Source organism: Rhodococcus yananensis (genome assembly GCF_020515525.1).
GTDB classification, from domain to species: Bacteria; Actinomycetota; Actinomycetes; order Mycobacteriales; family Mycobacteriaceae; genus Rhodococcus; species Rhodococcus yananensis.
Window position 1 is genome coordinate 1 of sequence record NZ_JAIYEP010000095.1, and the last position, 12,723, is coordinate 12,723.

The window sequence follows — 12,723 nt, forward strand, 5'->3', positions numbered from 1 at the left end:
GGCCCGGTTCCGAAGAACCGGGCCCGACGTGTTGGTAGCGGGGACAGGATTTGAACCTGCGACCTCTGGGTTATGAGCCCAGCGAGCTACCGAGCTGCTCCACCCCGCGTTGCGTCACCTACTGTACACGACCCCCGATGGGTCCGTTGCGGGGGTCCGTTCCGAGGCTCTCCGCGTAGTAGCCGCGGATGTGATCGACGATCCGTTTGCGTGCGAGATCGGGGTCGCCGGCCCGCACGGCCTCGACGAGACCGCGGTGTTCGTGCCTGAGCCGCCCACACGTCGTGGGCCACGCGGTCAGGGGTGCGCCGGCCAGAACGTATCCCTCGATGGAGTCGCGCAACCCCACCATCATCGCGGCGATCACCTGGTTGCCGGCGGCGTCGGCCAACGCGATGTGGAACTGGGAATCGAGGAGTAGGAACTCCGTGGCCGCCAGGGTGGGTTCGTCCATCGCGTCGAGGAGTTCCTCGGCGTTCGACAGGTCCGGGGTGGGGGAGTGCAGCGCCAGGGTGTGCAGCACCTCCGTCTCGAGCACGAGACGTGTCTGGACGATGTCGGCGACCGGAAAACCCTGCGCCGCCACCTGCATGCGCATGAGCATCGCCATGCCGCCCGTCGGGCGCGACACGATCATCGCGCCCGACGTCGGCCCCGAACCCGTCTTCGACGTCAGCAACCCCAACGCCTCCATGACGCGCAGGGCCTCCCGCACCGACGACCGACCGACCCCGAGATCGGCGGCGAGCACACGCTCGCCGGGCAGACGCTGGCCGGGGGACAGTTCCCCCGAAACCAGCATCTGCTCGAGGTGGCTGAGCACGTGTTCCCACGCGCGGGGTTCCGACGCTGACGGCATGACTGCACAGCCTATGCGAGTTGCCTGGTCAGGGCAGCATCCACGACAGCACCGGGGTGGACTGCAGGTACACCAGCACGCAGAGGACCGCGAGCATGCCGACGCTGTATCCGACGACCTTGCGGAGCAGTTCGGGTTCGCTGCCGGGCCGGTCGACGGCGGTCGCCGCGATCGTGAGGTTCTGCGGACTGATCAGCTTGCCGACGACACCACCGGAGGTGTTGGCCGCGACGAGCAGTGTCGGGTCGATACCGGCGGCCTCGCCCGCGGCCTGCTGCAGGCGGGCGAACAGGGCGTTGGCGGAGGTGTCCGATCCGGTGACGGCGGTACCGAGCCAGCCGAGGACCGGCGAGAACAGCGCGAAGATCGCCCCGGTCCCGGCCAGCCACGTACCGATGGCGACGGTCTGACCGGACTGGTTCATCACGTACGACAGGCCGAGGACCGTCGCGACGGTCGCGATGGCCAGGCGCATCTTCCACACCGTGACCCCGAACGTGGTGATCGCCAGTCGCGCGCTCATCGCGTACACACCGCCGTGGTTCCAGATGGCGTAGACGAGCGTGACGATGGCACCGGAGATCAGGAGCAGGGTGCCCGGGGTGGACAGCCACGGCAGCGTGTAGATCGCGCCGGACGACACCGATCCGTCCTCGTCGAGGAGGTTGCCGTACAGACCCGGCCATTCGATCTTGATGTCCGTGCTCGCCAACCACTTCGGGACGTCGACACCGAGGGTCCACAGCTTGGCGATCCCGAACACGACGATGACCAGCAGGTACGGGAACAGTGCCATGGCGGTGCGGGCGGCACCGATCGGTTCCGCGCTGACGTGCGAGTGCTGGTCCTCCGGGGTGCTCGGCGTCCAGAATCGCAGCATGATCACGGCGGCGGCGAGGCCGACGAGGGCGGCGACGACGTCGGTCAGCTCGTACGAGAAGTGGCTCGAGCACCAGAACTGCGCGATCGCGAAGGCGACGCCGGTGACCAGCGCGATCGGCCACACCTGACGGAATCCGCGACGGCCGTCGACGAGGAACAGCAGCAGCATCGGCACGAACAGCGCCAGCACGGGGGTCTGACGGCCGACGACCGCGGCGATCTCGGTGGCCGGGATTCCGGTGAGGTTCCCGGCGGTGGTGATCGGAATCGCCATGGCGCCGAAGGCGACCGGCGCGGTGTTCGCGACGAGGACCGTGACGGCGGCGCGGATCGGTGGCATGCCGATCGCGATGAGCATGGCACCGGTGATGGCGACGGGTGCACCGAAACCGGCGAGCGCCTCGAGCATGCCGCCGAAGCAGAACGCGATGAGCATCGCCTGCACACGCATGTCGCCGCGGCCGATCGAGTTGAACACGTGGCGCAGGTCCTCGAAACGTCCGCTGACGACGGTCAGTTCGTAGAGCCAGATCGCCGCCACGACGATCCACATCACGGGGAAGAGGCCGAAGGCGATGCCTTGCAGGGCCGACAGCCCGGCCAGCGGCGCGGGCATCCCGAATCCGACGACCGCCACGACGAGTGCGACGGCCAGTGCGCCCAGGCCCGAGTACCAGGCCTTGAGTTTGAAGCCGGCGAGCAGGACGAAGAAGGTCAGCAGCGGTACGAGGCCGAGCAGCGCCGACGCGGTGAGACTGTCGGCGACTGCGCTGGTCGACGGTGTGTAGGTCACCGCGAGCAGGTCGTTTTCCACATGGGACTCCTGAGATCACGCCGCGGGTGGCGGCAGGCTGTGCGATCCGACTGTGTGGTCAGACCACAGGACCGTACATCATGATACGGATCACAATCCAGACCCCGCCTCGAAACGGTCAATTCTCGTAATCCTGTGACGCAGCACTTGACCCATGGTCTACTGTGTGGTCAGACCACACCGAAGAATTGCGGAGATCCCCATGCGAATCGCCCTGTTCGCGACGTGTCTCGGGGACACGTTGTTCCCGAACGCAGCCAAATCCACAGCCCTCCTGCTCACCCGTCTCGGCCACGAGGTCGTCTTCCCGCAGTCGCAGACGTGCTGCGGCCAGATGCACGTCAACACCGGATATCAACCCGACGCCCTGCCGCTGGTCGAGAACTACGCCGACACCTTCGGCGACTCCTCGATCGACGCCGTCGTCGCCCCGTCCGGATCGTGCGTCGGCTCGGTGCGCCACCAGCACGAGATCGTCGCCTCCCGCTACGGCAGCCCCGCACTGTGCGGTCGCGTCGACACCGTCAAGGCCAAGACGTACGAGCTGTCCGAACTGCTCGTCGACGTCCTCGGCGTCACCGACGTCGGCGCCTGGTACCCCCACCGGGTCACCTACCACCCGACCTGTCACTCGCTGCGGATGCTGCGTGTCGGCGACAAACCGCTCCGACTGCTCCGCGCGGTCCGCGGCATCGATCTCGTCGAACTCCCGGAAGCCGACTCCTGCTGCGGATTCGGGGGAACGTTCGCGATCAAGAACGCCGAGACGTCCACCGCGATGCTCGCGGACAAGATCCACAACGTCACCTCGACCGGCGCCGAATACTGCACCGCCGGCGACTCGTCGTGCCTCATGCACATCGGCGGCGGCATGTCGCGCCTGGAAGTGGGCGTCCGCACCGTCCACCTCGCCGAGATCCTCGCGTCCGTACAGGAGAAGGTGCCCGCATGACCACCCTGCTCGGAACACCCGCCGTCCCGCCGCGCGGTGTCGGAAACCTGCGCGGCACCGAGAGCTTCCCGTCGGCCGCGCGCCACGAGCTCGCCAACGCGCAACTGCGTCGCAACATCGGTAAGGCCACCCACACGATCCGCGGGAAACGACTGCGCGTCACCGAAGAACTCCCCGACTGGGAAGAACTGCGGCTCGCGGGCGAAGCGATCAAGAACGACGTCCTGTCCCGATTGCCCGAACTGCTCGAACAATTCGAGGACGCCGTCACCGCGCGCGGCGGCGTCGTGCACTGGGCGGCCGACGCGACCGAGGCCAATGCCCTGGTCGAGAAGCTCGTGCGGGACACCGGCAGCGACGAGGTCATCAAGGTCAAATCCATGGCCACCCAGGAGATGGGCCTCAACGAGTACCTCGAGGCTCGCGGCATCACCGCGCACGAAACGGATCTCGCCGAACTGATCGTCCAACTCGGTCACGACACCCCGTCGCACATCCTGGTACCGGCGATCCACCGCAACCGCTCCGAGATCCGCGACATCTTCCTGCGCGAAATGGACGGCGTCGACCCCGCTCTCGACGACAATCCCGCACATCTCGCGGAGGCGTCCCGAAAGTATCTGCGACACAAGTTCATGACGGTTCCGGTCGCGGTGTCGGGCGCCAACTTCGGTATCGCCGACACGGGGACCCTGTCGGTCGTCGAATCCGAGGGCAACGGGCGCATGTGCCTGACGCTGCCGGACACCCTCATCACGGTGATGGGCATCGAGAAACTACTGCCCACCTTCCGCGACCTCGAGGTGTTCTTCCAGCTGCTGCCCCGCTCGTCCACCGGTGAGCGCATGAACCCCTACACCTCGATGTGGACGGGCGTCACCCCCGGCGACGGTCCGCAGAACTTCCACCTCATCCTCCTCGACAACGGTCGCACCGCCACCCTCGCCGACGACATCGGCCGCGAGGCACTGCGCTGCATCCGTTGTTCGGCCTGCCTGAACGTGTGCCCCGTCTACGAACGGGCGGGTGGTCACGCCTACGGATCGACGTACCCCGGCCCGATCGGTGCGGTGCTCACCCCGCAGCTCGCCGGCATGGACCGTCCCGACGATCCCAACGCCACACTGCCGTTCGCGTCCAGCCTGTGCGGTGCGTGCTTCGATGCGTGCCCGGTGCGGATCGACATCCCGTCGTTGCTCGTCGAACTGCGACACCAGAAGGTCGAGCACGCGAAGTTCGGGCCCGAGGCCGCAGCGATGAAGGCCGCGTCGATCGCGATGTCGTCGTCGAAGAGGTGGACGGTAGCGCAGAAGGGGGCGCGTCTGGCTCGGCTCCTCGCCGACAAACGCGGCCAGATCACCTGGCTGCCGGGGTCGGTCGGTGGCTGGACGGACGCCCGTGATTTCCCGGCTCCGCCGACGCAGACGTTCCGCCAGTGGTGGAATTCCGACGAGGGGCGGAGCGCCGTCGAACAGGCACGCACGGAAGGTGGACGCTCGTGACCGCGAAGGACGTGATCCTCGACCGGATCAGGGCGGCCCGTGAACTCGCACCGTCCACGACGGTGACGGTGCCCCGCAACTATCGCACGGGACGGACGCTGCCCGACGCCGAGCTGATCGAGTTGTTCGTCGACCGGCTCGTCGACTACAAGGCGAACGTGCACCGCAGCACCGCCGAGGAGTTGCCGGCGACCCTCGCGAAGGTACTTGCCGACCGCGACGCCCGCAGGGTCGGTGTCCCCGCGGGCCTCGACGCATCGTGGTTGTCGAAGTACGGCGGCGAGGTCGTCGTCGACAGCTCCGACGTTCCCGCGCCGGAGCTCGAGGGCCTCGACGGGGTGGTGACGTCGTCGACGGTGTCGTGTGCCGAGACCGGCACGATCTTCCTCGACGGCAGCCCCGATCAGGGCCGTCGCGCGCTGACGCTCGTGCCCGACCTCCACGTGTGTGTGGTACCGCTGTCGACCGTCGAGGTGGGGGTGCCGGAGGCCATGGCACGGTTGGTGCCGGAGCGTCCCACCACCCTCATCAGCGGTCCGTCGGCCACCTCCGACATCGAACTCGAACGCGTCGAGGGTGTGCACGGCCCGCGGACCCTGGACGTCGTGATCGTCGGCTGAATTCCGTTCCGCCTCCGGCGGTGTGAGCGAATGTATCGTTCGCTCTATTCAATAGAGCGAACGATACATTCGCTCAGCCGTGGGCGGCAGCCCGATCAGCCGTGGGCGGCAGCCCGATCAGCCGTGGGCGGCAGCCCGCTCGCACCGCGCGCGCCGATTGCGCCGCTCGGGCACGGACGAGGAGGGAACCTCAGCCGTGTTTCAGCTGCCACTCGGCCAGGTCGGTGGCCGAGGTGATCGCATCGACCAGCACCGCGACGCGTTCGGTGGGGCCGGGTGCCTCGAGCAGTGCCTGACGGTCGGCTTCGCCCATGGGCACGTACCGGGCGATGGCGAACAGCCGCTCGCCCGGGTCCGACGGAAGGTCGGGTGGAAGCGGCGCGACCCGGCCGTCGGTGAGTCGATCCAACAGCCCGTACAACCGGCCCAGATGCACGTTCAGTGAGCTCAGATCGACCTTCCCCGACGTCTCGTCCGGCCACGATTCCACCTCGGCCCGCGGATACGGGTCGTCCGGGAGCCACTGCAGTACCCGGATGCGTTCCTCGGCGATGCACTCGAGGGTGTGCATGCCGCGACCGAGTTCGGTGTCGACGACGATCCGCGCGACCGTTCCGACGTCGGTGCGCTCGTCGCCGCCGCCGACTTCGTGGCCGCGCGCGATGAGCACGACCCCGAACCGGGGGCCGTCGGGTGCGGCCATGCAGTCGCGTACCAGCTGCTGGTAGCGCGGCTCGAACACGCGCAGCGGCAGGTGGGCGCCGGGCAGCAGCGCCGTGCCCAGCGGGAACATCGGGAGGATCGGCATCAGGGTAGCCTCAGGCGGGGTGTCGGGGGTTCGGGAATCGGTGCACCGCTCTCTATTTCGGTGATCAGGTGATCGGCCCACGCCGACAGGCCGTCGATGTCGAGTCCGTGCGGTGGTACGTCCTCGAAGTGTCGGATGCGGGCCTGCCCCTGTCGCAGCAGCGACAACGCACCCTTGGGGTTGCCGCGGAGCAGATGGGTCAACCCCACGGACAGTTGCGCGAGCCCCTGCCACAGTGGGCGTTCCTCCGGCGGGCCCGTCTTCCACACCGATTCGAACACCTCGTGCGCGTGGAACGGGTACCCGTGGTCGAGTAGCCGCTGCCCCTCGGTGACCGCTTCGTCGGGGTCGAGTTCGAGATCGTCGGGAACCCGCTCGACGCCCTCCTCGCCGTAGGGGAGGGGACGCCCGAGCGCGTCGCGCGGGCGGGCGTTCTGCGGTTTCCCGTCCGGGGTCCGGTCACGGTCCGACATGGACTCAGGGTAGTCCACCGGACCGTTCCGCAGCAGTGCCCGACATCGACACGACACGGATCGGGCCGCGCAACCGCGACCGCGACAGTGGAGCGCGGTGCAGGATGCCCAGCCGCTGCGTCGCCCGCGTCAACGCGACATACAGTTCCGCGGCGCCGCGTGGGCTGTCCGCGAGGATGCGGTCGGGGTCGACGACCAGCACCGAATCGAATTCGAGGCCTTTCGTCGCCGCGACCGGCACAGTTCCGGGTACGTCGGGTGGGCCGATGACGACGGCGGTGCCCGGGCGTTCCGATTCGCTGCGCACGAACTCGTCCACCGCGCGCGGCAGTTCCTCGTCGGTCACCTTCTTCGCCCACGGTGTCACCCCGCACGACCGCACCGACTCGGGCACCGCGGCACCGGGTGCGAACTCGGTGAGCACCGACGCCGCGACCGCCATGATCTCGGACGGTGTCCGGTAGTTCACGGTCAGGGAGCGGTACACCCAGCGGCCGCGCACGTGGGGGTCGAGCATCGTCGCCCACGATGTCGCGCCCGCGGGTGAGCGGCGCTGCGCGAGATCACCGACGACGGTGAACGACCGGTCGGGGCACCGACGCATCAGGACCCGCCAGTCCATCGCCGACAGTTCCTGCGCCTCGTCGACCACCACGTGCCGGTACGTCCACTCCCGGTCGGCGGCGGCGCGCTCCGCGACGCCACGGGTGTCGCGCGCGACGAACCGGTCGGCGAGATCCTCCGCGTACAGTAGGTCGGTGGCGAAGAGGTGGTCTTCGTCGTCCATGTGATCGGTGCGGTCCACCAGCAGATCGAGCACGCCCGCCGCATACTCGGTGTCGGCCCGGCTGCGACGTTCGGTGCTGCCACCGTCGGATGGCGCCGACCCCAGGACGTCGGCCAGTTCGTCGAGCAGCGGTACGTCCGAGACCGTCCACGCCGCACCGTCGGTGCGCCACAGGGTTTCGTCGGCACCCGCCGCAGCGAGCAGTTCCCGGGACGTGTAGAGCTCCGCCAACAACGATTCCGGGGTCAGAATCGGCCAGCATGCCTCGATTGCCGCAACGTACGTGTCGTGGGAGGCCAGTTCGGCGACGAGATCCCGTCGGAGTTGTTCTCGCGCAACATGATCGTTGCGGTCGAGCCAGCCATGCCCGATCTTCGTGATCGCCCGTTCGGTGAGCGCCCACGTGACGATCTCCTCGAACACCGCGCGTGCCTCGTTGTGTGGCCGACCGCTCGCGCGGGCCTCGTCGCGTGCCCATTCGGCGATGTCCGGGTCCAGGCGCACGGTGGTGTCGGACAATCCGATCGTGATCGGCCGCTCGGGTAGGCGCTGACGGTGGGCGACGGCGGCGGCGAGTACGTCGAGGATCTCCAGGGCTCCCTTGAGGGTCGCGGCGCCGGGTGCGTCCTCCGCGGTCACGTGCAGCCCCGGAAACAACCCTCCCATCGTCGTGAACACCACATCCGATTCGCCGAGCGACGGGAGTACCCGCGAAATATGGTTCAGAAAACCAGGATTCGGTCCGACGACCAGCACGCCGTGCCGCTCCATCCGCTGCCGCTGCGTGTACAGGAGGTACGCGACTCGGTGCAACGCCACCGCGGTCTTCCCGGTTCCGGGACCGCCCTCGACGACGAGGACACCGGGGTGGTCGAGCCGGATGATCGCGTCCTGTTCGGCCTGGATGGTCGCGACGATGTCGCGCATGCCTTCGCCGCGTGGAGCATTCACCGCGGCGAGAAGCGCGGACTCGGCATCGCCCCCGACGTCCTCGTGGCGGGGATCACCGAGGTGTTCGTCGGTGAGTCCGGTGACGACGCGCCCGCGGCTGCGGAATCTACGCCGTCGGCGAAGACCCTCGGGGTGAGCGCCGGTCGCGGTGTAGAACGGGCGTGCGGCGGGTGCACGCCAGTCGATCAGCAGCGGTGTGTGGTCGTCGGATTCGTCGAACAGGCCGATCCGTCCGACGTACGAGCGTTCGCCGTCGTCGGAATCGAGACGCCCGAAGCACAGGTTGTCGTCCGCGGCATCGAGTCGTCGGATCTGTCGTGCGAGCGCACGCACCTCGACGTCGCGTTCCATCGGCGACGCCGCATCGTTGCGCAGCGCCGCGGTGTACCGGCGCTGCGCGTCGGCGCGCTCGGCGTCGACACGTGCGTGCAGGGCCGTCACGTACCGCCGTTCGGATTCCAACTCGTTGTCGTAGCTGGTGGTCGGGTCGTGGTCGGTCACGCGGTTCCTTTCTCGCCGAACCACATCGAGAGCGCGGCGGGCAGTGATTCCGGGTCGTCCCCGACCCATGCGACGTGCCCGTCGGGACGCAGCAACATCGCCGGTGCGTCGCCGCGATGGACGACGTGCCGGACGCGGTCCGCCCACCCGTCGACGGACAGGTCGCCGGTGTCGTCGAGCAACACCCCGCGACCGTCACGCATCGATTCGTACAACCGTCCGTCGGGCAGTTGGACGTCGCGCAGCCTGCGTCCGAGCAGTTCGTGTCCGTCGCCGAGGTCGTAGCGCACCGAGATCGCGGTGATCTTCTCGATCAGGTACCGGTTCACCGCGTTCAGGTCCATCAGGTCCGACACCAGGCGGCGGACCGCCTGCGCTCCGGGTTCGGTGGACATCAGTTCCATCTGCGCGCGGGTGTTGTCGAGTACGTCGGCGGCCACCGGGCGACGTTCGGTCTCGTAACTGTCGAGCAGACCGTCGGGTGCGCGTCCGGAGAGTGCGGTCGCGAGCTTCCAGCCCAGGTTGAAGGCGTCCTGGACACCCAGGTTGAGGCCTTGGCCCCCGGCCGGTGGGTGCACGTGTGCGGCATCACCGGCGAGGAGCACCCGGCCCACCCGGTAGTGCTCGGCCAGACGTGTCGCGTTGCCGAAGCGCGACAGCCACCTCGGTGAATGCACACCGAAGTCCGTGCCGGCGACGGCACGCAGCTGTGTCGCGAAGTCGTCCAACGTCGGGGCCGCACGTCCGTCCCGCAGGTCGGCGGCGGGTACGACGACGCGGTACACGCCGCCGCCGAGCGGTCCGAGGCCGAACCGTTTCTGTGTTTCGCGAACCCGCGCGACGACCGCCTGCACCTCCTCTGCGGGTGCTGTCACCTCCATCTCGCCGAGAAGGGTGTCCGCGGTCGAGGCCTCGCCCGGGAAGCCGACGCCCAGCAGCTTGCGGACGGTGCTGCGCCCGCCGTCGCAGCCCACGACGAACCGGGCCCGCACGCGGGCCCGGTCGGCGAGTTCGACGGTGACGCCGTCGTCGTCCTGCGACAGGCCGGTGACCTCGGTGCCGCGACGGACCTGCGCGCCGAGCTCGACGGCGTGTTCGGTGAGCAGCCGGTCGATCTGCGGTTGGGGCAGTCCGAGCACATAGTCGTGGGCGGTGTCCAGTCCCACCGGTTTCGGTTTGGCCATGCCGGCGAAGAAGCCGGCGAGTTCGTGCACGGTTCCCAGCTCGAGGAAGCGGTCGAGAATGCCGCGCTGATCCATGATTTCGATGCTGCGCACGTGAAGGCCCAGTGCGCGCACCTCTTTCGGGGGTTCGTTCTCCTTCTCCAGCACCAGCGTCTGCACGCCGCGCAGTTGCAGTTCGCTCGCGAGCATCGCTCCTGTCGGTCCCGCGCCGACGACGATCACGTCGATCACAGCTGCCCCGTTCCACTCGATTCCCGGACCTCACCCGGCCCGGAGCAGCGATTCTGCACCCCCACCCCGGCCTTGCGGCAAGCCCCGGGGTGCGCTATAGATTGAGAGTGGGAGGGAACCCATCGATCGTGGATGGATCGCGGAGACGGCCTGTCATCCCGACGAGGTGATGACCGATTTGTTCAGCGGCGGAACTCCCGGACTATCAGGTCTGCCTGGCGCTGACGGCCCAGCAGAGTCAGGTGGAGGGGAATTCCGTTGTCCGACGGACCCACACCGGTGAGGGAAACATGGCGCTGCCCGTCCGGTGCGCAGATCGAGTTGCTGCCGTCGCCCCATCGGGCAACCATGCTGAATCCTGCACGCTCTGCGGCAGCGGCGATTTCGCCGTTGAGTCTGTCCTGGACATGATTGAGGTAGTCCACTCCCTCTTGTGTCGCGACGACGTCCATGAAGCAGCCGTCGGCGTCATCGGGGAAGATTCGCGGATATCCGGCCACCACCACCTGGGCATTCGGTGCGTGGGACCGGACGGCTGCGTAGGCGACGTCGAGTCGGGGTCCCAGGGCGTCGAGTTTGCGTTCGATGTCGTCTCGTGCCTCCTGGGTGCAGGTGAAGGCGTACAGGAAGCACGTTTCCTGGAGTTCGCCGAACAGGTCGTCGTCGTTCCCTCCGATCGAGAGGGAGACGAACTTCGTTGCGTCCGAGAGAGCGTCGGTCTGCAATCCCAGAGTGCTGCCCGAGATGATGTCGACGGTCGAAGCACCGTTGCATGCTGCGTCCTCGAAGGACACCCCCATCTGCTCGGCCACGAGATGTCCGATGTCGTCGGAGGAGTTCACACACGTCGTCGCCCTGCGGGGAAGTGGGTCGGACAACGTGAGGAAGGAGCCGGCAGCAGCGTACGAGTCACCCAGCGACACGTACTCCGCGTCCGCCGTGTCGTCGATGGGCGCAGCAGTTGCGACGGTCGGGTGGAGGAGCGCCGTCAGCGCGGCGATTGCGCAGGCCGTACGAGTCGCAGTTCTCATGGGTACTCCTTCGAGGGTGAACGGTCGGGTGCAGGACACGGAAGCGATGACGAGCCGGGATTCCCGTGGAGCGCCGGGGCGGTTGATCACCGGGTTGGTCGGTCGGCCGTGGGTATCCGATCAGCCGGTGCGGTCGGCCGTCGGTACCCGGTGGTCGGTCCGGGGACGAGTGCTGCACATGCAGCGATAATGCACGAGTGTGCGCAAATGCACGAGTGTTACTTCATGATGGTGGTGAGGGGTGTCGCGGGTCGCCCGTATGTCCGAGGTGAATTCAACGGACGTCGGGTTCGCCTACAGCAGAGTGAAATCGACATGCATCGAACAGGAGTACGGTCGAGATCGGTTCGGTCTGTTGCGAATCGAACTCACGCCGGGTGGGAGATCGCATCCTGAACACGCACGAGGCTTGCGACGAAAGACTTCGGATCCAAGGGGTCCGGCCCTTCGCACAGCCAACGGGTCAGGGCCATGATCGTGCCGCCGGTGAAGTAGTCGGCTATGTCGCCCGCGAGTCGGTCGTCGATGTCTGCGAACCGCCGGCGGGCGGACGCGACGCTATGGGGGCGGACCAATTCGGCCACGGTGCGAGTAACGGCGTAGGCGCACGAACCTGTGAGAACGGCCCGGAAGAAACTCCGGTTGTCGGCGAAACGGCGAGCGAGCGCAACAGCAGAGTCCGGCTCTGCCGGATCCTGAATCAGTTCCGAAAAGTCGTTCTGTGCAATCAGATCGACGGTCGCGGCAACCAGTAGGGAATCGCGATCTCCGAAGTGCTGGTAGAGAACACGCCGACTGGCATCCGCGGCCTCGGCCAATTCGGTGACCGATACCTCGGTCGTGCCGCGTTCTCCCACCACGCGCACCGCTGCCGTGAACAACGCCGCCCGTGTCCGGCGTATCCGACGATCGACGGGTTCCGTTCGACGAGGCAACTTCATCCATCCTTCAGGCTCGGAGCCCTGGCCACGTTACAGGAACGCCCGCCGGGATCGATGGCTGAGTCGCGTCGATCAGTGTGCTATGGTCGCGCCCGTTCATGATCGACTCGGGGGGATCGCATGGCTGGGTGGGGGTACGCGGTGGTCGGGCTGTCGGCGCTGTTGGTGGCCGGGTGCAGTCCGAGTG

11 protein-coding genes and 1 tRNA gene are annotated in these 12,723 nt (G+C 67.7%); 3 read left to right on the forward strand and 9 right to left on the reverse strand.

Features of this window, described 5'->3' with window-relative positions:
* Nucleotides 1-32 precede the first annotated feature (32 nt).
* The 3 genes from LDQ05_RS17395 to LDQ05_RS17405 form a co-directional block, all read right to left on the reverse strand.
* Nucleotides 33-109, reverse strand: a tRNA-Met gene (locus LDQ05_RS17395).
* A gap of 9 nt (nucleotides 110-118) precedes the next feature.
* The gene (locus tag LDQ05_RS17400; RefSeq protein WP_226438207.1) at nucleotides 119-859 is read right to left on the reverse strand and encodes a FadR/GntR family transcriptional regulator; all 741 of its coding nucleotides are present in this window, start codon (nucleotides 857-859) and stop codon (nucleotides 119-121) included.
* Nucleotides 860-887: 28 nt separating this feature from the next.
* A complete protein-coding gene (locus LDQ05_RS17405; protein WP_226438208.1) occupies nucleotides 888-2,555 on the reverse strand; it encodes an L-lactate permease in 1,668 nt (555 codons plus the stop codon).
* Nucleotides 2,556-2,757: 202 nt separating this feature from the next.
* Here LDQ05_RS17405 and LDQ05_RS17410 point away from each other — a divergent pair, with 202 nt between their 5' ends.
* The 3 genes from LDQ05_RS17410 to LDQ05_RS17420 are packed head-to-tail and all read left to right on the forward strand — an operon-like array spanning nucleotide 2,758 to nucleotide 5,629.
* Nucleotides 2,758-3,507 carry a (Fe-S)-binding protein gene (locus LDQ05_RS17410; protein WP_226438209.1) on the forward strand — a complete coding sequence of 250 codons (750 nt, stop codon included), beginning with the start codon at nucleotides 2,758-2,760 and terminating at the stop codon, nucleotides 3,505-3,507.
* Complete coding sequence (locus LDQ05_RS17415; RefSeq protein ID WP_226438210.1) at nucleotides 3,504-5,009, forward strand: LutB/LldF family L-lactate oxidation iron-sulfur protein; 1,506 nt, start codon at nucleotides 3,504-3,506, stop codon at nucleotides 5,007-5,009. Before LDQ05_RS17410 ends, LDQ05_RS17415 begins: the two co-directional genes overlap by 4 nt.
* Entirely contained in the window at nucleotides 5,006-5,629 is a 624-nt protein-coding gene (locus LDQ05_RS17420; protein ID WP_226438211.1) for a LutC/YkgG family protein, read from the forward strand. The genes LDQ05_RS17415 and LDQ05_RS17420 overlap by 4 nt, the downstream gene beginning before the upstream one ends.
* 190 nt (nucleotides 5,630-5,819) lie before the next feature.
* Here LDQ05_RS17420 and LDQ05_RS17425 read toward each other — a convergent pair whose 3' ends face one another.
* The 6 genes from LDQ05_RS17425 to LDQ05_RS17450 all read right to left on the reverse strand — a co-directional run bounded on the left by LDQ05_RS17425 (nucleotide 5,820) and on the right by LDQ05_RS17450 (nucleotide 12,536).
* Nucleotides 5,820-6,437: an LON peptidase substrate-binding domain-containing protein gene (locus LDQ05_RS17425; protein ID WP_226438212.1), complete on the reverse strand. Its 618-nt coding sequence runs from the start codon at nucleotides 6,435-6,437 to the stop codon at nucleotides 5,820-5,822.
* On the reverse strand, nucleotides 6,437-6,910 hold the full coding sequence (locus LDQ05_RS17430) for a DUF309 domain-containing protein (RefSeq protein WP_226438213.1): 474 nt from the start codon (nucleotides 6,908-6,910) through the stop codon (nucleotides 6,437-6,439). Before LDQ05_RS17430 ends, LDQ05_RS17425 begins: the two co-directional genes overlap by 1 nt.
* Before the next feature lie 4 nt (nucleotides 6,911-6,914).
* Nucleotides 6,915-9,149: an RNA polymerase recycling motor ATPase HelR gene (helR, locus tag LDQ05_RS17435; protein ID WP_226438214.1), complete on the reverse strand. Its 2,235-nt coding sequence runs from the start codon at nucleotides 9,147-9,149 to the stop codon at nucleotides 6,915-6,917.
* Nucleotides 9,146-10,564, reverse strand: a complete 1,419-nt coding sequence (gene rox / locus LDQ05_RS17440; protein WP_226438215.1) for a rifampin monooxygenase — start codon at nucleotides 10,562-10,564, stop codon at nucleotides 9,146-9,148. Before rox ends, helR begins: the two co-directional genes overlap by 4 nt.
* 182 nt (nucleotides 10,565-10,746) lie before the next feature.
* Complete coding sequence (locus LDQ05_RS17445; RefSeq protein WP_226438216.1) at nucleotides 10,747-11,595, reverse strand: SGNH/GDSL hydrolase family protein; 849 nt, start codon at nucleotides 11,593-11,595, stop codon at nucleotides 10,747-10,749.
* 368 nt (nucleotides 11,596-11,963) lie between these two features.
* Nucleotides 11,964-12,536 (reverse strand): TetR/AcrR family transcriptional regulator, encoded by a 573-nt coding sequence (locus LDQ05_RS17450; protein ID WP_226438217.1) that lies wholly within the window; start codon nucleotides 12,534-12,536, stop codon nucleotides 11,964-11,966.
* Nucleotides 12,537-12,723 lie beyond the last annotated feature (187 nt).

What these genes read in the sequence shown, in the direction of transcription:
- LDQ05_RS17400 (WP_226438207.1), bottom strand. Translation starts at nt 859, where the DNA reads ATGCCGTCAGCGTCGGAACCCCGCGCGTGGGAACACGTGCTCAGCCAC.
- LDQ05_RS17410 (WP_226438209.1), top strand. Translation starts at nt 2,758, where the DNA reads ATGCGAATCGCCCTGTTCGCGACGTGTCTCGGGGACACGTTGTTCCCG.
- LDQ05_RS17415 (WP_226438210.1), top strand. Translation starts at nt 3,504, where the DNA reads ATGACCACCCTGCTCGGAACACCCGCCGTCCCGCCGCGCGGTGTCGGA.
- LDQ05_RS17425 (WP_226438212.1), bottom strand. Translation starts at nt 6,437, where the DNA reads ATGCCGATCCTCCCGATGTTCCCGCTGGGCACGGCGCTGCTGCCCGGC.
- LDQ05_RS17430 (WP_226438213.1), bottom strand. Translation starts at nt 6,910, where the DNA reads ATGTCGGACCGTGACCGGACCCCGGACGGGAAACCGCAGAACGCCCGC.
- LDQ05_RS17445 (WP_226438216.1), bottom strand. Translation starts at nt 11,595, where the DNA reads ATGAGAACTGCGACTCGTACGGCCTGCGCAATCGCCGCGCTGACGGCG.
- LDQ05_RS17450 (WP_226438217.1), bottom strand. Translation starts at nt 12,536, where the DNA reads ATGAAGTTGCCTCGTCGAACGGAACCCGTCGATCGTCGGATACGCCGG.